Annotated in this window: 17 protein-coding genes; 9 read left to right on the top strand and 8 right to left on the bottom strand. The window is 72.2% G+C overall.

Translation table 11 applies throughout. The features are described 5' to 3' along the window. The first annotated feature begins 93 nt into the window (after positions 1-93). Positions 94-1,353 (top strand): ABC transporter substrate-binding protein, encoded by a 1,260-nt coding sequence (locus FVS66_RS22020; RefSeq protein ID WP_149182904.1) that lies wholly within the window; start codon positions 94-96, stop codon positions 1,351-1,353. 29 nt (positions 1,354-1,382) lie between these two features. On the opposite strand, the gene FVS66_RS22015 is transcribed toward FVS66_RS22020, so the two are convergent. The 6 genes from FVS66_RS22015 to FVS66_RS21990 form a co-directional block, all read right to left on the bottom strand. Then, positions 1,383-2,165 (bottom strand): ABC transporter ATP-binding protein, encoded by a 783-nt coding sequence (locus FVS66_RS22015; RefSeq protein ID WP_149182903.1) that lies wholly within the window; start codon positions 2,163-2,165, stop codon positions 1,383-1,385. Further along, positions 2,155-3,066, bottom strand: a complete 912-nt coding sequence (locus FVS66_RS22010; protein WP_222946969.1) for an ABC transporter ATP-binding protein — start codon at positions 3,064-3,066, stop codon at positions 2,155-2,157. The genes FVS66_RS22015 and FVS66_RS22010 overlap by 11 nt, the downstream gene beginning before the upstream one ends. Further along, on the bottom strand, positions 3,056-4,048 hold the full coding sequence (locus FVS66_RS22005; RefSeq protein ID WP_149182902.1) for a branched-chain amino acid ABC transporter permease: 993 nt from the start codon (positions 4,046-4,048) through the stop codon (positions 3,056-3,058). The genes FVS66_RS22010 and FVS66_RS22005 overlap by 11 nt, the downstream gene beginning before the upstream one ends. 13 nt (positions 4,049-4,061) lie before the next feature. Then, the gene (locus FVS66_RS22000; RefSeq protein WP_149182901.1) at positions 4,062-5,069 is read right to left on the bottom strand and encodes a branched-chain amino acid ABC transporter permease; all 1,008 of its coding nucleotides are present in this window, start codon (positions 5,067-5,069) and stop codon (positions 4,062-4,064) included. A 79-nt stretch (positions 5,070-5,148) separates the two neighbouring features. Beyond that, positions 5,149-5,856 (bottom strand): HAD family phosphatase, encoded by a 708-nt coding sequence (locus FVS66_RS21995; RefSeq protein ID WP_149182900.1) that lies wholly within the window; start codon positions 5,854-5,856, stop codon positions 5,149-5,151. Continuing rightward, on the bottom strand, positions 5,853-6,359 hold the full coding sequence (locus FVS66_RS21990; protein WP_149182899.1) for an Lrp/AsnC family transcriptional regulator: 507 nt from the start codon (positions 6,357-6,359) through the stop codon (positions 5,853-5,855). Before FVS66_RS21990 ends, FVS66_RS21995 begins: the two co-directional genes overlap by 4 nt. Positions 6,360-6,872: 513 nt before the next feature. Here FVS66_RS21990 and FVS66_RS21985 point away from each other — a divergent pair. The 4 genes from FVS66_RS21985 to FVS66_RS21970 all read left to right on the top strand — a co-directional run bounded on the left by FVS66_RS21985 (position 6,873) and on the right by FVS66_RS21970 (position 11,922). Then, positions 6,873-8,798, top strand: a complete 1,926-nt coding sequence (locus FVS66_RS21985) for a hypothetical protein (protein ID WP_262387133.1) — start codon at positions 6,873-6,875, stop codon at positions 8,796-8,798. 105 nt (positions 8,799-8,903) lie between these two features. Further along, on the top strand, positions 8,904-10,166 hold the full coding sequence (locus tag FVS66_RS21980; RefSeq protein ID WP_149182897.1) for a sugar ABC transporter substrate-binding protein: 1,263 nt from the start codon (positions 8,904-8,906) through the stop codon (positions 10,164-10,166). A 50-nt stretch (positions 10,167-10,216) separates the two neighbouring features. Then, on the top strand, positions 10,217-11,119 hold the full coding sequence (locus tag FVS66_RS21975; RefSeq protein ID WP_262387132.1) for a carbohydrate ABC transporter permease: 903 nt from the start codon (positions 10,217-10,219) through the stop codon (positions 11,117-11,119). Further along, complete coding sequence (locus tag FVS66_RS21970) at positions 11,119-11,922, top strand: carbohydrate ABC transporter permease (protein WP_149182895.1); 804 nt, start codon at positions 11,119-11,121, stop codon at positions 11,920-11,922. The genes FVS66_RS21975 and FVS66_RS21970 overlap by 1 nt, the downstream gene beginning before the upstream one ends. Here FVS66_RS21970 and FVS66_RS21965 read toward each other — a convergent pair. Beyond that, the gene (locus FVS66_RS21965; RefSeq protein ID WP_149182894.1) at positions 11,912-12,928 is read right to left on the bottom strand and encodes an LLM class flavin-dependent oxidoreductase; all 1,017 of its coding nucleotides are present in this window, start codon (positions 12,926-12,928) and stop codon (positions 11,912-11,914) included. The two genes, FVS66_RS21970 and FVS66_RS21965, sit on opposite strands and share 11 nt — an antisense overlap. 88 nt (positions 12,929-13,016) lie before the next feature. Between FVS66_RS21965 and FVS66_RS21960 the strand changes: the two genes are divergently transcribed. Further along, positions 13,017-13,994 carry a dihydrodipicolinate synthase family protein gene (locus tag FVS66_RS21960; RefSeq protein ID WP_149182893.1) on the top strand — a complete coding sequence of 326 codons (978 nt, stop codon included), beginning with the start codon at positions 13,017-13,019 and terminating at the stop codon, positions 13,992-13,994. Between the two features lie 34 nt (positions 13,995-14,028). On the opposite strand, the gene FVS66_RS21955 is transcribed toward FVS66_RS21960, so the two are convergent. Further along, positions 14,029-15,165, bottom strand: a complete 1,137-nt coding sequence (locus tag FVS66_RS21955) for a DegT/DnrJ/EryC1/StrS family aminotransferase (RefSeq protein ID WP_187645645.1) — start codon at positions 15,163-15,165, stop codon at positions 14,029-14,031. A 211-nt stretch (positions 15,166-15,376) separates the two neighbouring features. On the opposite strand from FVS66_RS21955, the gene FVS66_RS21950 reads away from it, so the two are divergent. The 3 genes from FVS66_RS21950 (at position 15,377) to FVS66_RS21940 (ending at position 19,578) form a co-directional block, all read left to right on the top strand. Continuing rightward, entirely contained in the window at positions 15,377-16,603 is a 1,227-nt protein-coding gene (locus FVS66_RS21950) for a hypothetical protein (protein ID WP_149182892.1), read from the top strand. Positions 16,604-16,647: 44 nt separating this feature from the next. Next, on the top strand, positions 16,648-17,745 hold the full coding sequence (locus FVS66_RS21945; RefSeq protein ID WP_149182891.1) for an enolase C-terminal domain-like protein: 1,098 nt from the start codon (positions 16,648-16,650) through the stop codon (positions 17,743-17,745). Positions 17,746-18,030: 285 nt separating this feature from the next. After that, entirely contained in the window at positions 18,031-19,578 is a 1,548-nt protein-coding gene (locus FVS66_RS21940) for an FUSC family protein (RefSeq protein ID WP_149182890.1), read from the top strand. The last annotated feature ends 53 nt before the right edge of the window (positions 19,579-19,631 follow it).

The following is a 19,631-nucleotide window of genomic DNA, read 5'->3' as shown; positions in this document are numbered from 1 at the left end:
ACACCTCCGGCCCTCCGGCCACAGCGCGCCACCCCGGGAGGAGTCCTAGGCTCGATACAGAGAGACCACAGCCTCTACCTACGGGAGGCGGACATGCACACCCCGATACGGCGGTCCGCGATCTTCCTGAGTGCGGTCGCGCTCCTGGTCGCCATGGGCGGCGCGAACAGCGGCGCCGCGTCCGCCGAGGCGCGGGCGGCCGAGGACGACGTCCTCAAGCTCGGCTATGTGCTCCCGGAGACGGGACAGCTGGCCTTCCTCGGGCCGCCCATGATCCAGTCCACCAACTTCGCCATCAAGACGATCAACGACGCCGGCGGCGTCCTCGGCAACCCGATCCCGAAGGTGGTCGGAGCCGACGAGGCCGGCCAGGAGGCCGTGGCGTCCCAGTCGGCCGCCCGGGTCCTGAACGCCGGGGTCGACGCGATCGTCGGCGCCGCCGCCTCCGCGATGTCGCTGGCGTTCATCGACCGGGTGACCGGTGAGGGCGTCGTCCAGTGCTCCGGCTCCAACACCGCGCCGACCTTCACCGACTACGACGACGGCGGCTACTACTTCCGTACCGCGCCGAGCGACGCCCTGCAGGGCCCGGTCCTGGCGGAGACCATCCAGGGCGACGGGCACGAGCGGGTCGCCCTCGTCGCGCGCGCCGACGACTACGGACGCGGGCTGCTGGACGCCACCCAGAAGGCTCTGGAGGCAGGCGGCACCACCGTGACGGTCGCCGAGACCTACGACCCGAAGGCCACCAACTTCGACCAGCTGATCCAGAGGGTCGAGAACTCGCGGCCGGACGCCACCGTCGTCATCGCCTTCGAGGAGGGCACGCAGATCATCCAGGGCCTGATCGAGGCCGGTATCGGCCCCGCTCAGCGCGGTGTGTACGGCACCGACGGACTCCGCAGCGAGGAGCTGCCCGGGCTCGTCGCACCGAACGACCCCGGCCGTATCGCCGGTATGAAGGGCACGGCACCGGCGTCGGAGACCAATGAGCAGTTCGTGAACTCGCTGCAGGACTTCGCGCCGAACCTGAACGTGCTGCAGTTCGCACCGCAGACGTTCGACTGCGTGACCACCATCGCGCTCGCGGCGGAGCAGGCGAAGACCGACGACCCGCGCGAGTTCGTCAAGGAGATGATCCCGGTCACCAAGGACGGCGAGAAGTGCAACTCGTTCGCCCAGTGCAAGCAGCTGATCGCCGACGGCAAGAACATCGACTACGACGGTGTGAGCGGCCCGCTCGACTTCACCGACGCGGGTGAGCCCAGCCAGGCGACCATCGAGGTCTACGAGTACACCGAGGAGGGTGAGCTGACGACCGTGCGGACCGAGCAGACGAGCGTGGAGGACTGACCCCGTCCCGTCGGCCGGGCCGACAGGCGTCAGCGGACGCGGGCGAGCGTACCGAGATAGAGGTCGATCACCCGCTGATCGTGCAACAACTCCACACCTGTGCCCGTGTGTGCGTTGCGGCCCTGGTCCAGGACGTACCCACGGGCACAGATCTGCAGGCACTTGCGGGCGTTCTGCTCGACCATGAGCACGGCGACGCCCGCGCCGTTGATCTCCCTGACCCGCTCGAACACCTGGTCCTGGTAGATCGGCGACAGCCCCGCCGACGGCTCGTCGAGGAGCAGCACCTGCGGCTCCATCATCAGCGCCCGGGCCATGGCGAGCATCTGCCGCTCACCGCCGGACATCGAACCGGCCTTCTGCCTGCGCCGGGCGGCCAGCACCGGGAACAGCTCCCCGACGGCGGCCGCCCGCCCGGCGAAGTCCTTCGGCCGCAGGTACACGCCCATGCGCAGGTTCTCCTCGACCGTCAGCGCCGGGAAGACGTTCGCCAGCTGCGGTACGTAGCCGACGCCGCGCCGCACCAGCTCGTGCGCGGGCCGGTTGGTGACGTTCTCGCCGTGCAGCCGCACCGTCCCCTCGCGGACGCGCAGCAGCCCGAACACCGCCTTGGCCAGGGTCGACTTGCCCGCGCCGTTCGGGCCGATCACCCCGACCAGCTCGCCGGGCCGCACCTCGATGCTGCAGCCGCGCAGCACGTCGACGCCCGGTACGTACCCGGCGTAGAGGTCGTCCGCCACCAGCACGGCCTCGTCGCCGGTGCCGTTCCCCGCCCCGTTCCGGGGGGTGTTCCCCGAGGCGTCACCGGTCATGGTGGCCCTCCTCGCCGTTCGTCGTTCCCGGTTCGTCGTGCCGCTTGCCGAGGTAGGCGTCCACCACGGCGGGGTCGCGGCCGATCGTGGACGGCGGCCCCTCGGCCACCAGCCGCCCGCCGGCCATGACGGCCACCCAGTCGCTGATGCCCATCACCACGTCCATGTCGTGCTCGACGAAGCACACCGTCAGCCCCTCGTCCCGCAGCCGGGTGATGTGACCGAGCAGCGACTGGGTCAGCGCGGGGTTCACACCGGCCATCGGCTCGTCCAGCATGACCATCACCGGACGCGCCATCAGCGCCCTGGCCAGCTCCAGCAGTTTGCGTTGGCCGCCGGAGAGGGTGCCGGCATGCGCGTCGCGGAGCCCGGTGAGCCGGAAGCGCTCCAGCAGCTCGTCGGCCCGCTCCACCAGCTCCCGCTCCTGGCCGCGCCAGACCGGCCGCAGCAGCGCGGGCAGCAGCCGCTCGCCCCGCTGACCCACGCCCGCAAGCAGCAGGTTCTCCAGCACGGTGAGCCGGGCGGGGGTCCGGGTGAGCTGGAACGTACGGACCAGTCCGCGCCGCGCGATCCGGTGCGCCGAGCGGCCGGTGAGGCGCCGCCCCTCGAACCACCACTCGCCGCTGTCGGCCCGGTCGAAGCCGCTCACCACGTTGAACAGCGTGCTCTTCCCGGCGCCGTTGGGCCCGATGAGGGCCGTGATGGTGCCCCGCTGCACCTCCAGGTGGTCGACGGCCACGGCGACCAGACCACCGAAGGACCGGGTCACCCCGTCGATCACCAGCAGCGGGTCGCTCTTGCGCACACCGGGCACGGGCTCCGGTGCGGCCCCTGCTCCCGGTGCGGCCACCGGTTCCGGTGCGGGCCCGGGTGCGGACGGGACGGGCGGGTCAGCGGCCACTGAGCAGCATCTCCTTCCGGCTGCCGAGGATCCCCTGCGGCCGGAACGCCATGAGCAGTATCAGCGCCACCCCCACGAGCGCGAACCGGACGGCACCGACCTCCGACGTACTGATCACCTCGGGCGAGATGATCCCCGCCCCGATGGCCTGCCGCAGCGCGCTGTCCACGAAGGCGAGCAGGAACCAGAACAGGACCGACCCGACGACCGGCCCGAGGATCCGCCCCGCACCACCCAGGATCAGCAGCGTGTACAGGAAGAAGGTGACCCCGGGGTCGAAGCTGTCCGGGTTCACCGACTGCACCTGGATGGCCTGGAGCATGCCGGCGACCGCGCCGAGCACACCGCCCAGCACCAGGCTCGTCATCTTGAAGGCGTACACGTTCTTGCCCAGGCTGCGCGCCGCCGTCTCGTCGTCGCGGATCGACCGGACGACCCTGCCCCACGGGCTGTGCACCAGCAGGGCCAGCAGGACCCCGGCGACCACCACCAGCGACCAGGCGACGATCAGCACCCAGAGGTCCCGGGAGCTGAACCGGACCAGCCAGAAGCCGTACGTACCCGGCGGGACGGGGTTCAGGTCGTAGAAGTCGTTGGCGAACCGCTGGAGCCCGAACACGCCGCCCGTGGTGGGCTCGGCCCAGCTGGACCGGTAGAACAGCCGTAGCGTCTCACCGGCGGCGATGGTGGTGATGGCCAGGTAGTCGGCGCGCAGCCGCAGTGTCGGCAGGCCGAGCAGCAGCGCGAGGACGACCGCGGAGGCGGTGCCGACCAGGACGCCCAGCCACATGGAGCCGCCCCAGGTCGCCACGGTGATCGCCAGCCCGTACCCGCCGACGAGCATGAAGCCGACCTGCCCGAAGTTCAGCAGGCCCGTGTAGCCGAAGTGCAGGTTCAGGCCCATCGCGGAGAGCGCGAAGATCGCCGCGATGGGGCCGAGGCCGGAGCGCAGGGCGTCGGTGAGGACGATCTCGAAGTCCATGGCCCACCGCCTCTCATCCGACCCGCTCGCGGCGGCCGAGGATGCCCTGCGGCCGGACGAGCAGCACGACGATCAGCGCGAGCAGCGCCCACGCGTACTGGAGGTCGACGGGGAACCACAGCGTGGACATCTGGGCGACGATGCCGATGACCAGACTGCCCACCATCGCCCCGTACGCGGAGCCGAGCCCCCCGAGGATGACCCCGGCGAACATCAGCAGGAGCAGCTTGAAGCCCATGTCCCAGCTGATGATCTCGACGAGCCCGAAGAACACCCCGCCGAGCGCCGCGAGTGCCCCGCCCATCATCCACACCACCAGGACCACACGTCCCACGTCGATACCGGACGCCTCGGCGAGGTCCCGGTTGCCGGAGACGGCCCTGATGGCCGTGCCGATCCGGGTCCGCCCGAGGAGCGCGGCCACACCGAGCAGCGTCGCGATCGCGAGCAGGGTGACGGTCAGGTCCCGGGGGGTGATGCCGACCGGGCCGAGGTCGAACGCCTTCTGGATGTCGTACTGGGCGTACGAGCCCGGCCGCGTCCCGTACAGCACGAGCACCACGTGCCGCAGCAGCAGCGAGAGGCCGATCGTGACGATGAACATGTTGATCAGCCCGGTGCCGCGGGCCCGCAGCGGCCGCCACAGACCCCGGTCGATGGCCGCGCCCATGACCGCCCCGAAGGCGGTGGCGGCGATGGCGGCGGGGATCAGATGCCAGCCAGGCCCGGAGGGGGAGACGTTCAGGAAGAAGGCGAAGGTGGCACCGATGGTCACCAGCTCGCCGTGCGCGAAGTTGATCAGATGGATGGTCCCGAAGATCAGGGACAGGCCGACGGCGGTGATCGCGATGATGACGCCGAACTGCACCCCGTCGAGCAGGGCCTGCAGTGCCCGGTCCCAGAACGTCGGGCCGCGCGGGACCTCCTCGCCCTGTGCCTTACTCCGCGCCGCCGCGGGGACCGCGGGGGCCGCCACGAGGAACAGGGCGAGTACTGCTGCGAAGAACCGCTGATGACGCACGGCAGCTCCGGTGGGGGACGGGAGTCGGCGCGAGTGCCCGCGCACCCCGTGAGACTCAGTTTCGCACCGTCGGCGACGCTCAGCGCGCCGATGCCCGGCCTCCGGGCCCGCCGCCACCCGTGCGGCCCGCCGTGAACGCGTACGCCGCGGACGCGCTGAATTCGCTCTGACCGCCCCGGAACAGCAGCCCCGCGCGCAGGAACGCCGGGTCGTCGGCCGTCGCCGGCACGTACGGTACGGCGATGCACCGCATGCCGGCCGCGAGGGCCGCCGCGGCGCCCGGCGGAGAGTCCTCCAGGACGACGCACTCGGCCGGGTCGGCGCCGAGCCGGCGGGCGGCCTCCAGGAAGACGTCCGGCTCCGGCTTGCCGCGCGGCACCTCCTCGGCCGACACCAGCACCCGGAAGTACCCGGCGAGGCCGGTGCCCCCGAGGACGGTCTCGATGGCCGCCGGAGACGATCCGGACGCGACCGCCAGCGGGACTCCGTCGGCGTACAGCCGTTCCACGAAGGCCCGCATCTCGGGGAACACCCCGGTGCCGGTCCGTGCCAGCTCCAGGTAGTGCCGGTTCGTGTCGGCCAGCAGTTCGTCGACCGGCGCGCCGAGGCCGTACTCCGCCCTGAGGATCTCCAGGGTCTCGCGCGTCGCGATGCCGATGAAGTCCGTGTGACGGTCCCAGTCGAAGTCGGTGACGCCGTAGTCGGCCAGGACCCTGCGCCCCGCCTCGTAGTAGTTCGGCTCGCTGTCGACCAGCGTGCCGTCGAGGTCGAAGACGACCGCGGTCACCGCGCCTCACCGCCGGCCGTCCGCGGTGTGCGGGAGGCCCGTCGTCCGACCGCCTCCACCAGCGGCAGCAGCCGGTACGGCACCCGCTCGCGCAGCGCCATCTCGGTCCGGGTCCGCACCACGCCCGGCAGCCGGATCAGCTGCTGGACGACGTCCTCCAGGTGACCGTTGTCCCGGGCCACCACCCGGGTCAGCAGATCCCCGCCGCCGGTGATCGAGAACGCCTCGACGATCTCGGGTACGGCGGCGAGCGCGTCGCCCACCTCGTCCAGACGGCCCTGGGTGACCTCGACGTGGACGAAGGCCAGGACGGGGTGGCCGAGCGCGGCGGGGGAGAGGAACGGGCCGGTGCCGGTGATCACGCCGTCCCGTTCCAGCCGGTCGAGCCGCGCCTGGAGGGTGCCGCGTGCGATGCCGAGGATCCGTGCGTACTCCCGCACGCTGGTGCGTGGCTGCTCGATCAGCAGCCGGAGGATCCGGGTGTCGAGTTCGTCGACGGGCATGGTCCGTCGCCCTCCTTCTGGCCGGGCGGTCCACCTCCCGACTGTACCAATGGCATTTCCTTCGGCTTCCCGGCTGGGCCAGCGGCCCGCCTGCCGCCTCGGAGTGTTTCCGCCGGACCCGAAGCGGTGGGATAGGGAAGCAACGATTCCGTGCGCGGGGCGGCCATCGCCTGGAACGTCTCTTCCCGTATGGCCGAGGAGTTGACCGAAAAGCGCCATAACCCGCTCCAGGAGTTCTCCGCACACCCCGTGACCACGGTGTCGCCCCTCCGGCTGACCCAACGGAGGTGACCGTGTGTCGGATCAAAACACCGGAAGGGTGGCCGGTACCGTTGACGGCCCATGAGCTGCGGCGTATCACTTTCGGCTAGTGCCGTAACTCTCTCCTTCCAGGGAGGTGTTCCGTCTGTGGCGACGCGACGCGCGTTTCTCGCCGGCTCGACCGCAGTAGTCTCCGCGACTCTCCTGCCCCCCACTCCCGTAGCACATGCCGAAGCCGCCGGGAGCCAGCTCATGCGTGATCCCCAGCTGACCGGAGTGCCCCTCGCCGACGTCCTGCTGCTCGGTGGCGCGGTCGCCCCCGGCCCCTCCGGCGCGCAGGCCCTCTGGAACGCCTCGACGGGCAAGCCCGCCCGCCTCAACGCCGTCGACCCCGCCAGCGGTGACCTGCTGGTCAGCGCACCCCTCACGAGTGCCGACGGCGCCTGGGCGGTGACCGCCGCACCCAGCGGGGTGTACGCGGGCACATACGGAAGGGGGCATCTGTACCGCTGGACGCCGGGCGGCGGCGACGCCGCCGAGGACCTGGGGCGCCCGGTCACCGGGCAGACGTTCATCTGGTGCCTCGACGCCGACGCCGACGGCAAGGTCTGGGGCGGCACCTTCCCCGGCGGCAACGTCTTCCGCTTCGACCCGGCCACCCGCGCCACCACCGACTTCGGCCAGGCCGTGCCCGGGCAGACATACGTCCGGAGCATCGCCTGCGCCGGAGGCAGGGTCTACAGCGGTTCGTACGCCGCCGCGCACATCGCCGAACTCGATCCGGCCACCGGGACCTTCACGGAGCTCCCGACGCCGCCCGGCCTCGGCTCCGTCACCGGCAAGCCCGTCTACGACCTCAACGCCTACGACAGCCGGCTCTACGCGCGCATCGGCTCCGACGCCCCCAGCCCCCTCTACGTCTTCGACCTCGCCACCCGCACCTGGTCGGACCCCATCCCGGAGGTCCACGGCCTGAGCGTCTGCCCGCCCGGCACGGACGGCGCCGTCTACTTCATCCAGCGCAGCGAACTGCGCCGCTACGACCCGGCCACCGGAGCGAACACCGGCACCGGACTCCTGCTCACCGGCAAGGTGCAGAACTCCCGTTCCTTCGGCTGGGCCGAACTGGGACTGCCCGAATACCCCGGCCCGAGCGTCGTCGGCACGCTGTGGCGCGGCGACATGTTCCGCTACAACCCGGCCACCGGCGCGCATGCCATCCTGGAGACCAAGGTCCGTAAGGAGCCCATCGACATCCAGGCACTCGGGTGCGGCGGCCGCCGCACGGTGTACGCCGGCGGGTTCCTCAACGGCGGCCTCTCGTCGGTCGACACCGGGACCGGCACGCCGACCTTCCACCGCTTCGGCCAGATCGAGGCGATCCTGCGCGACTCGGAGGGCACGGTCTGGATCGGCCAGTACCCCGACGCGAGGCTCTTCCGCTACCGCCCCGACCTGCCCTGGAACAGCCCGGAGTACTCCCCGGAGGGGCCGCCTGGCACCCCCGCCAACCCGGAGGTGAGCCTCACCCTCAAGCCCGAGCTCCAGGCGCGCGCCCGCTCCCTGGCCGAGGTGGACGGGAAGATCGCCGTGGGGACCGTCCCGTACGGCAACCGCCTGGGCGGCGGGCTCGCCCTCTACGACAAGGCCACCGGCGAGTCGACGTTCACCCGCAATGTCGTCCGGGACATGTCCGTCATCGCGCTCACCGCGGACGAGGGCGTGGTCTACGGCGGCGCGTCCATCTTCGGCGGACTCGGCACCACACCGCCCACCCGGACCGCCGGCGCGGTCTTCGCCTGGCATGTCCAACGGGCCGAGAAGCTCTGGGAACTCGAACTCGTCCAGGGGATCGGTTCGGTAAGCGCCGTCGTCGTCGCCGAGGGCCTGGTCTGGGCGCTCGCCGGGCACTCGCTGTTCTCCATCGATCCGAAGACCCCCCGGATCGTACGGCGCATCGAGCTGGGCACCCGCAGCAACGACGGCTCGATAGCGATCAGCCGCCGCAAACTGTACGTCTCCGTCGACGGCGCGCTGATCTTCCGGGTCGACCCGCGCTTCCCGGCCCGCGACCCGCAGCTGGTGGTGAACTTCCCGCACCGCCGACTGACCGCCCACGAAGGGCGGTTGTACCTCAGCCGTGGCCCGCAGCTGTACACGGTCGACGTACGCCGCTGAACCGCCGAGCCCATTGACAGCCCGAATCGAGCCCGGCTGCTTTCAGCCCGGGCCGAAAGCAGCCGGGTTTCGCGCATCCTCCTTCAGGCCCTTCCGGAGGCCCCTATGACCACAGGCTTCAAGCGCGCCATCAGACCCCTCGCCCTGCTCGCCGCGGCCTCCGTGCTGGCCGGCTGCGGCGGAAGCGGCGACGGCGGTTCCGGATCGAGGAACGTCACCGTCTGGATGTACCCGGTGATCTCCGACCCGCAGGCCAACTCCGCGTACTGGGAGCGGATCGAGAAGGACTTCGAAGCGGCGACGCCCGGCACCACGCTCACCATCGAACAGCAGCCCTGGGAGAACCGCGACGAGAAGCTCGCCACCGCGCTCGGCAGCGGCAAGGGCCCGGACGTGGTGCTGCTCAACCCGGACCAGATCCCGCAGTACCTGAGCAACGGCGCCATCCGCCCGGTCGACGCCGCGGTCAAGGACACCAAGGACACGTTCCTGCCCAACGCGCTGACCGCCCTCACCCACGACGGCAGGCTGTACGCGGTGCCGATCTACCACACCGTCACCAGCACGCTGTACAACAAGAGACTCCTCGCCCAGGCGGGCATCGACAAACCCCCGGCCACCTGGGAAGAGATCAAGGCCGCCGCACCCAGGCTGAAGCAGGCCGGCGTCGCCACCCTCGACTACTCGGCGAGCAACGAGGCGACGCTCAACATGAACTTCTACCCGCTGCTGTGGCAGGCGGGCGGCAAGGTCTTCTCCGACGACGGCAAGAAGGCCGCCTTCAACGGCCCGGAGGGCGTCGCCGCCCTCACCTTCCTCACCGACCTCTACAAGGCCGGCGCGATCCCCAAGTCCGCGCTCACCAACTCCAACGCCTTCGCCGACCACCCCCTGGGCAAGCAGCAGGTCGCCATGGGCTTCGCCGGCACCCTCGCCGACGCCGATCTGGCCCGGAAGACCTGGGGCGCGGAGAACGTCCTCGTCGGCAAGCCCCTGAGCAACGCCAAACAGGTCACCTTCGGCGTCCCCGGCGGCCTCGGCGTCAGCGCCAGGTCCCGCAACGTCCAGGGCGCCGAGAGGTTCCTCGCCTTCATGACCGAACCGGCCCAGATCGAGAGCCTGGGCAAGGCGAGCGGCTTCCTCTCCCCGCGCACCGACGTCACGGTGCCCAGCGACGCCCCGCACGCCAAGGAGTTCCAGGACGCCCTCGCGTACGCCTTCCCCGGTGAGCCCAGCCCCGTCGCGCGTCAGCTGATGTCGCTGATCGCCCCCGAGATCCAGGCCGCCCTCACCGGCCGGAAGAGCCCTGAGGAGGCTCTGGACTCGGCGGCCGCACAGGCCGACGACCTGCTGGCGCGGCAGCGTTGACGGCCAGCGCGGCCGGCGAGAGGACCGCTCCGACACCGGAACCGGTCCCCGTGCCCGGCCCGGCCCGCAAGCCGGGCGGGCCGGCGCGGCCCGTCCGGCGCCGGGAGGCACGCATCGGGCTGCTCTTCGTGGCCCCGATGCTGCTGCTCTTCCTCGTCTTCCGCTTCGGCCCGACGATCGGCGCGGCGTTCCTGTCGCTCACCGACTACCGGCTCAGCGGCGAGTGGCGTTTCATCGGCGCCGAGAACTACACCCGGCTCCTCCACGACGACCTCTTCTGGTCCAGCCTCGGCGTCACCGCCCTGTACGCCCTGTTCTTCGTCCCGCTGACGGTGTGCGTCTCGCTGGCCACGGCCCTGCTGCTGCACCGCACGGTCTGGCTGCGCGGCTTCTTCCGCGGCCTGTTCTTCCTGCCGTACGTCACCAGCATCGTGCTCGCCGCCGTCATCTGGAAGTGGATCTACGACATCGAGGACGGCCTCCTCAACGCCGCTCTCGGCGCCCTCTCCCTCGGCCCCGTCGACTTCCTCGGCGACGAGCACCTGGTGCTGCCGTCCATCGCGGCCACCTCCGCCTGGAAGGGCTTCGGCTACTCGATGCTGATCCTGCTCGCCGGACTCCAGTCCATCCCCCGCGAGGTCACCGAGGCGGCCGTGATCGACGGCGCCACCGGCTGGCAGCGGCTGCGCTGGGTCACCCTGCCGCTGCTGCGCCCCGTGCTCTTCTTCGTCCTCGTCATCGAGGCGATCGGCGCGTTCCAGGTGTTCGACGCGATGTACGTGATGACGGCGGGCGGGCCGGTGCGCGCCAGTTACTCACTCGTCTACTTCCTGTACGACACCGGCTTCAAGTTCTTCGACTTCGGCTACGCGAGCGCGCTCGGGCTGGTCCTCTTCCTGGTGGTCCTGGTGTTCTCGCTGATCCAGCGCCGGCTGATCGGACGGGACGAGTGATGGCGAGACTGCGGCTGCCCGTTCTGCTGGTGCTGGTGGCGCTGGTGACGATGACACCGTTCGTGGTGATGCTGCTGGTCGCGTTCGCCCCGCCCGGCGGGCAGACCCTGCCCGGAGCCTTCGATCTCACCCGTGCCACCTGGGAGAACTTCTCCGCCGTGCTGTCGGGCGCCGACATCCCACGGTGGGCGGTCAACTCGCTGGTCTACTCGCTGGTCTCGGTCGTCCTGATCCTGCTCTTCTCGTCCATGGCCGGATACGCCTTCGCCAAGAAGCGCTTCCCGGGGCGTGAGCTGATGTTCTGGTCGTTCCTGGCGACGCTGATGGTGCCGTTCCAGGCCACGCTCATCCCGTACTTCATCCTCGTGTCCGAGCTCGGCGGCGTGGACACGTACTGGGGTCTGATCGTGCCCACCCTCGCCAATTCGCAGGCGGTGTTCCTGATGCGGCAGTTCATCCGGCAGCTGCCGGACGAGCTGTTCGAGGCCGCGAAGATCGACGGGGCGTCGGAGTGGCGGATCTACACGACCGTCGTCATCCCGCTGATCACGCCCATTCTGGCGACGCTCGGCGTGTTCGTCTTCCTCTGGCACTGGAACGACTTCCTGTGGCCGCTGGTCATCGGCCAGTCGTCGAGCATGCGGACCCTCACGGTCGGACTCGCCACGCTGGAGGGCGAGAACGTCGCGGTCAACCAGATCATGGCCGGGGCCACCATCACGGTCGTGCCGTGCCTGCTCGTCTTCGGCCTGCTCCAGCGCTATCTGACCGATTCCATCGCGACCAGCGGCCTCAAGAGCTGACCGCCGGACCGGCGGGCCGGACGGCGGTCCGCAGCCGTGGCAGCACATCGGTGCCGTACGCCTCGATGGCGCGCAGCGCGTCCGCCTGCGGCATGCCGGGCGGCTGGATCCGCAGCACCACCCCGTCCGCGCCCATCGCCTCGTACCGCCCGAGCCGGTCGGCGCACTCCTCGGGCGAGCCGATCACCGAGCGGGCCGCGATGGCGTCCCACTCCTGCGCGTACCGCTCCGCGTCCGCCGAGGTGCGCTTCCAGTCGCCGTACGCGTCGTACAGCGACCGCAGCGGGTCCTCCAACGCGGCCCGGGCCAGCCGGGTGGTGGGCGCGCAGTAGCCCTCGCGGCAGACGATGACCTCGGCGCCCAGAGCGGCCGCGCCCCTCGGGTACGCCAGATACTCGGCGATCTTCTCCGGCAGCTCCGCGTCCAGCTCGTTGAAGGACGTCGTCCACCCGTCGCACATCCGGGCCGTGCGCTCCAGGGCGGCCGACACCCGGCCGCCGTTCCAGATCCGGGGCCGCGGGGCCTGCACCGGGCGCGGCGACAGGAACGCCTGGTCCAGGGACGTGAAGCGGCCGTCGTGGCTCACCTCCTCCTCGGTCCACAGCCGGGTCAGCAGCTCCAGGCACTCCTCGAACCGCGGCACCCGCTCCCGCGCGTCGGTGCCGTACAGGGCGAACTCCTCCGGCCGGTAGCCCAGGACGAAACCGGCCGTGAGCCGCCCGCCCGACAGCACGTCGATGTGCGCGAGGCTCTCCGCGAGCTGGACCGGGTGGTGGACGGGGGCGATCAGCCCGGCCGTGGCGAGGCCGATCCGCTCGGTGTGCGCCGCGAGGTACGCCAGTGAGGTGACCGCCTCGTGGTAGCCCGGGCGGTACAGATGCCGCTCGCCGAGCACCACCCAGGCGAACCCGGCCTGTTCGGCGAGGCGCACCTGCTCCACCGCGTCGGCGAGCCGGGGCCGGTCGGCCTTGTCCGCGTACAGGTTGACGTAGAGGCCGAGGCGCATGGCGCGGCTTCCTTCCTTTACGGTCCGGGCCGTAAAGGCTAGCGTGAACGCGCACCATGGCGACAGACCGTCAGACAGGGGGCCGTTCATGTCCGCGACCGAGGACCTCGCCGGCCGGCTGCGGGGCACCGTCGTACCCGCCGTGGTCACCCCCATGGACGCCACCGGAGCCGTCCGGCTGCCCGCGCTGCGCGGCTACGCCGAGCGGATCGCCGCCGAGCGGATCGGCGGTGTCGCCGTATGGGCGCACACCGGGCGCGGGCTGTATCTGACCGCGACCGACCGCCGCCGGGTCCTGGCGCTGTGGCGCGACACCGTCGACGTGCCCGTGGTGGCCGGGGCGGGCGTGCCCCGCTCGGTGCAGGGCGCGACCCTGAAGGCCGCCGAGGACGCCACGGTCGCGATGGCCGCCGACGCGGCCGAACTCGGCGCGGACGCCGTGATGGTGTACCCGATGGCCCGCTACCACGGGCTGCCCGACGCGGTCGAGCGGGCCGTGCGGCTGCACGAGCGGGTCGCGGTGGCGAGCGGGCTGCCCGTGCTCGGCTTCTTCCTGCACGCCGAGGCCGGCGGCTACCCGTACCCGCCGGAGCTGATTCACCGTCTGCTGGCGCTGCCAGACGCTGCCGGGATCAAGATCGCCACGCTGGACCGGGCGGTCGACTGCCAGGACGCGATCCGCGCGGCCGGGGGGAGCGGCGCGCTGGTCGTGACGGGCGAGGACCGGATGTTCGGGCCGTCCCTGATGTGGGGCGCCGACACCGCCCTGGTCGGTATCGCCGCCGCCCGGGTGGGACTGACCGGTGCGGTGCTCGACGCCTGGACGGCGGGCGACACGGCCGCCTTCGTACGGGCCTCGGGCCGCCTCGACCGGTTCGCCGAGGTGACGTTCCTCGCCCCCGTCGAGGGCTATGTGCAGCGCATGCTGTGGGCGGCCGTATGGGAGGGCCTCCTGCCGGAGGAGGCCGCCTTCGACCCGTACGGACCCCCGTTGGCGGGCGCGGAGCGGCGCGCGGTCGTCACCTGCCTGGAGCAACTGTCCAAGGAAGGCGACACCGGGGCCTGACCGCCGCAGCCGTACGGGCCCTCCGTCCCGCCGCTCAACGCGTCCCCGACCGCCGGTGGACCCGGTGCAGGGCCCGGGCGAGGCGGTCCACGTCGCTCTCGCTGTACGCCTCGTTCCAGGGGAGGGCGAGCAGGGTGCGGCCGATCAGGCGCTCCGCGTTCGGGCAGAGGCCCGGCCGGTCGCCGGGCACGGCGGGATTGGCGTACAGGGGGCGCTCCAGATAGCCGGGCAGCGCCGGCACGCCCTCGGCGGCGAGTTCCCTCGCCCAGCGGGCGTTGTCCGCGACCAGCAGCGGGAACATCCACCACGCGTGCCCGTCCGGCTCACCGGCGACCGCCACCCCCTCCAGGCCGCCCAATGCGGCGATCAGGCGGCCCGCTCGCTCGCGACGGGCCCGTACGACGCCCTCGACCTTGGCGAGCTGGGCCCGGGCCACCGCCGCGACCAGCTCGGGCATCCGGTAGTTGAGGCCCGTCTCGCGGTGGATGCGGCCCTCCGAGCGGTCCCAGCCCTTGTCCATGAACAGCCGCATACGACGCGCCAGCGCGGGGTCGTCCGTGAGGGACAGGCCACCGTCGCCCGCGGTGATGTGCTTGAACTGCTGCAGGCTGAAGCAGGCGATGTCACCTGCCGTGCCGAGCAGCCGCCCCGCCCCGTCCTCGGCCAGCCACGCCTGCGCGCAGTCCTCCACGAGCGGGACGCCGTGCCGGTCGCAGACCGCCCGCAGCCGCCCGGTGTCCGCCGCCCCGCCGAAGAGATGGACGGCGATCACCGCCTTCGTGCGGGGCGTCATCGCGGCCTCGACGGCGTCCGGGTCCAGATTGCCGTCCTCCGCGCGTACGTCCGCGAACACCGGCCGCGCGCCCTGCGCCAGGACGGGCGCCACGGTGCCGAAGTCGGAGATCGGCGTCGTGACCACCTCGTCGCCCGGACCGACCCCGCACGCCACCACCGCCAGATGCAGCGCCGCCGTCCCGGAACTCGACGCCACGGCATGCGCGCGCCCGTACAGCCGGGCCATCTCCGCCTCCAGCGACCGCGCCTCGTCCCCGAACGCGCTGCACAGCACCGCCGAGTCGAGGACCCGCAGCACCGCCGCCCGCTCCTCCTCGCCGATGGTCCTGCCACGCGGATCGAGCACCGTGGGCAAGGGGATTTCCCGTTCGGGCATCGGGTTACTATCCTTCCGCCAGGACGAGCGGTTATGGCCTGGGCCGAAATTAGGACCCCCGTGGGCCGGCGTCAACCAGCCCCACGGAAAGCCGCACGGAAGCACCCCGGAGCACCCCGGAGCACTCCGGACCACTCCGGACCACTCCGGAACACTCCGGAACACTCCGGAACACTCCGGAACACTCCGGAAGACGAACGGAGACCGGCCGATGGCACTCACGGTCGGCGTGATAGGCCCCGAGGACCTGGTGGACCGGGTCGTCGCGGTGGCCGAGGGGAGCGGCGCCGCCCGGCTGCGCCCCCTCCCGTACCGGCACGAGGACGAGACCCCCGACGTGGTCCGGGAGGCGGGCTCCCGGGTGGACGCCCTCCTGTTCACCGGCGTCGTCCCGCACACGCTCGCCACCGGAGCGGGTCTCGTCGACCGGCCCGCCATGTACGTCCCTTACAGCGGCGCGACCCTGCTGCGGGCCCTCGTCGAACTGCTCAGGCTCGGCCACGACGTGTCCCGGATCTCCATCGACACGCTCAGCCGCGCCGACGTCATGGAGACCCTCATCGAGGCCAAACTCCCCACCGAGCACGTCCGGGTCCTGCCGTACCGGCCCGGCCTCACCTCCCAGGACCTGGTCGACTTCCACCTCGCGGCGCACGACCTGCACCGCTCCACGGTCGCCCTCACCTGTCTGGGCTCCGCCCACCAGCAGCTGGAGCACCGCACCCACGCGGTACGCCTCGCCCCGTCCCGGCACTCCATACGCGCCACGCTCCAGGCGCTGGTCCTCGCCACCGCGGGCGCGCACAGCGGCGACGCCCAGGTCGCGCTGGGCATCGTCGACCCGCCGGCCGCCGACGAGGAACTCGCCGCCGACCTGGCCGTCCTGGGCTGCAGCCTGGCCGGCCTGCCGGACGGGAAGCGCCTCGCGGTGACCACGCGTGGCGCCCTGGAGAAGGCCACCGACCAGTTCACCCGGCTGCCGTTCCTCGACGGCCTCGCCGCCCGGCACGGCACCGCCCACGTCGGCTTCGGCCTCGGCCGTACCGCCGCCGAGGCGGAGGCGCTGGCCCGCCGGGCCGTCAACCGGGCCCGGTCGGTCGGCCCGGTCGCCGGGGTCGTCTGCATGAAGGACGACGTGGACATCGTCATCGCCCAGGACGACGGCGGTGCCGCGCCCGTCGCACCGGAGAGCACCGGCCTGCTCGCCCGGCGCGCAGGCCTCAACCCCCAGACCCTCGACCGGCTGCGGGAGCTCGTCGGCGACGGGACCGAGCCGGGCATCACCGCGCAGCACGTCGCCGATCACCTCGCCGTCCAGCAGCGCACCGCCCGGCGCATCCTCAAGCGCCTGGAGCGGGCCGGGGTGGCGGTTCCCACCGGCAGCCGGCAGGAGGGAAGGACCGGCCGGCCGCCCACCGTCTACCGAGTTCGTCTCTAGGGCCCCACGCTCTTGCGGCCGGGGCCCTGACCCGGAGGAGCCGTATGAAGATCGACTCGATTCGCAGCCATGTCGTCAGGGCCCCCTACCGACGCCCCTTCGCCATCAGCAGCGGGGCCAGCCCCGAACTCGTCAGCCTCGTCGTCGAGGTCCGCGCCGACGACGGCACGACCGGATTCGGCGAGGCATCCCCCATGACCGCGTACACCGGGGAGACCCTGGACGGTCTGCGCGCCGCGCTCACCGGCCATGTCGCCCCCGCCCTCGTCGGCCGCGACCCACGTGACCTCGCCGGCGCCCACGCTGCCATGGACGCGGCGATCCGCGGCCAGCACCTCGCCAAGGCCGCCCTCGACCTCGCCCTGCACGACCTGGCGGGCCGCTCGGCCGGCTGGCCCGTGCACCTGCTGCTCGGCGGACGGCTGCGGACCGAGGTGCCCACCACCTGGGTGGTCGGCCTCGGTACTCCGGAGGAGATGACCAAGGAGGCCGCCGAGTACGCGGCCCGCGGCTTCACCCACATCAAGGTCAAGGGCGGCGAGGAACCCGACCGGGACGTCGAACTGGTCCGCGCGCTGCGGGCCGCCCTGCCGGACGACGTGGAGCTGTCGCTGGACGCCAACGAGGGGTACGACCCGTCCACCGCCGCCCGCACCGTGGGGCGGCTCGGGGACGCCGGGCTCGACCTCGTCGAACAGCCGCTGCCCCATTGGGACCTCGCCGGTATGACCGCGCTGCGCGGCCGGGGCGGGCCACGGGTGATGGCGGACGAGTCCATGCAGTCGCTGCACGACGCCATGGAGATCGTCCGGCGCGGCGCCGCCGACGTCCTCAACATCAAGATCCTCAAGGTCGGTGGACTCCACCGCGCCCGCCAGATCGCCGCCCTCGCGGAGGCCGCCGGACTCGCCGTGAAGATCGGCAGCATGCCGGAGCTGGGCATCGCCACCCTCGCCGCCGCCCACCTCGCCGCCGCCCTGCCCCACGCCACGGTCCCCGCCGATCTCGTGGGACCCCTGCTCGTGACCGCCGAACCCCTCGCCCCGAGGGCCTTCGCCGGTACGGCGGACACCGGCCGGGTCACCCTGCCGACCGCCTCCGGCCTGGGGCACGAGGTGTCGGCCGCAGCGGACCGCCCGTGACGCCTCGCGGACCGGCCGCGCCGTGGTCTGGTCCGTTGGCCTCCCGCCGGCCGTAGTGGTGCGCGAGGCACTGGGCCAATGGCCCAGTAATCCGCTCATGTGTTGAGCCACTGCCCCACGGGATGCTTTCCTTGCCGTATCCACGCACCAGCGGCGCCGCGCAGCGCCGGACGGCAACGAGGCCGGATCCGGACCGCGGCGCCTTCGTCGTGCCTGTGGACGCCCACCACCCCCGGGCGCCTCCACGGCCCGACGTGAGCAAGACAGGGGGGCGGTCACGCCGTCGTGAAGAGGATCTTCGTAGCTCCGGATCCGGGGCACCTCAGGCTGAGGAACGCGACCCGCGCAGTCATCGGCGTCGCGCTCGCCGTCACCGTCGCCGAGCTGGCCGGTCTCTCCCTGACCGCGTCCATCACCGGCGGCCTCGCCGCGCTGCTCGCGCTCTTCACCGTCATCGACGCGACCGTCCGCGCGCAGCGGGTGACCACCGCACTGCTGCCCGCCGCCGGGTTCCCCGCCCTGGCCCTCGCCACCACCCTGCACGGTCTGCCGCTCGGCCGCGACGCCGCCTTCCTGGCCGTGGTCTTCTGCGGCGTGTACGCCCGCCGCTGGGGCCCGCGCGGCCACGCGCTCGGCATCTTCGCGTTCATGCAGTACTTCGTGGTCCAGTTCCTGCACGCCACCCCGGCCCAGCTGCCCGAGCTGTACGTCGCCGTGGGCCTCGGCCTGGCCGCCGCCGGGCTCGTGCGGTACGTCCTGTGGCCCATCGAGCGCCGTACCCCGCCCGCCGCCGCGCCCGCGCCGCTGCCGGGCAGCGGCCTCGCCCGGCCGACCACCCGCCAGGCCTTCCAGGTGACCGTCGCCTGCGCCTTCGCGCTGGCCGTGGGCCAGGTCCTCTCCGAGGACCGCTGGTACTGGGCCGTCGGCACCGCCTGGTGGATCTTCGTCAACACCGCGTCGCGCGGCGAGACCCTGGTCCGCGGGTTCCGCCGTGTCCTCGGCACGGTCGTCGGCATCGGCGTGGGGCTGCTCGTCGCGCTGCCGCTGCACGGCTCGGCCGCGCCGACCGCCCTCCTCGTCGCCCTGTGTGTCTTCGCGATCTTCTACACGGCGCCCGTCTCGTACAGCTGGATGATGCTCGCCGTGACGCTGATGGCGGGCCTCCTCTACGGCCTGCTCGGCGTGCTCACGCCCGGCCTGCTCGTCCTGCGCCTCGCCGAGACCGGCGTCGGGGCGCTGTTCGCGGGCCTCGCCGTGACGTTCGTGCTGCCCGTCACCACGCACGCCAACAACGACGCCTGGATCCAGCGCGCGCTGGACGCCGTGCGCCGGTGCACCGCCGAGGCTGCCGAGCGGCTCGCGGGCTCCGCCACCGCCGACCCGACCCCGCACGCCGCCGAGCTGGAACTGCTCCTCGGACGTGTACGGCTCTCCCTGGGGCCGCTCGTCCACCCGCTGAGCCCGTTGCGCGCCCGCAAGGCCCGCGCGCTGCAGGTCCTCGCCCTGCTGGACGACTGCGCCCGCGAGGTGCGCGGTCTCGCCGCCGTGGCCGCCGACCCGGACGCGAGCCACGACGCCCGGCTCGCGGCGGCCTGCTGGCGGGTCGAGGCCGCGGTGGAGGCGCTGATGCGGCGCGAGCGGGCGCTGGAGGGCCTGGACACCGCGGGCGCTGCCAAGGAGACGGAGGCTCCGGACCGGCCCGCTTACGGCCCGTCCGCCGAGCCGGTGGGCGCCGCACCGGCGCTTGCCCATCTGCAGGGCCTGGAGCGGCTGCTCGTCCAGCTCGACGGACCGCTCCGTACCGCGCCCCGCTCGCCACTGGTCCGCTCCTGACCTCCTGAGCTCCCGGCCTTCCGATCCACACATCCGCAGCTTTGGTCTAGACC

The sequence above is a fragment of the Streptomyces sp. TRM49041 genome, assembly GCF_008271805.1.
GTDB lineage: Bacteria > Actinomycetota > Actinomycetes > Streptomycetales > Streptomycetaceae > Streptomyces.
Note: the sequence above shows the minus strand (reverse complement) of the source record. Positions and strands in the feature narration are given on the sequence as shown.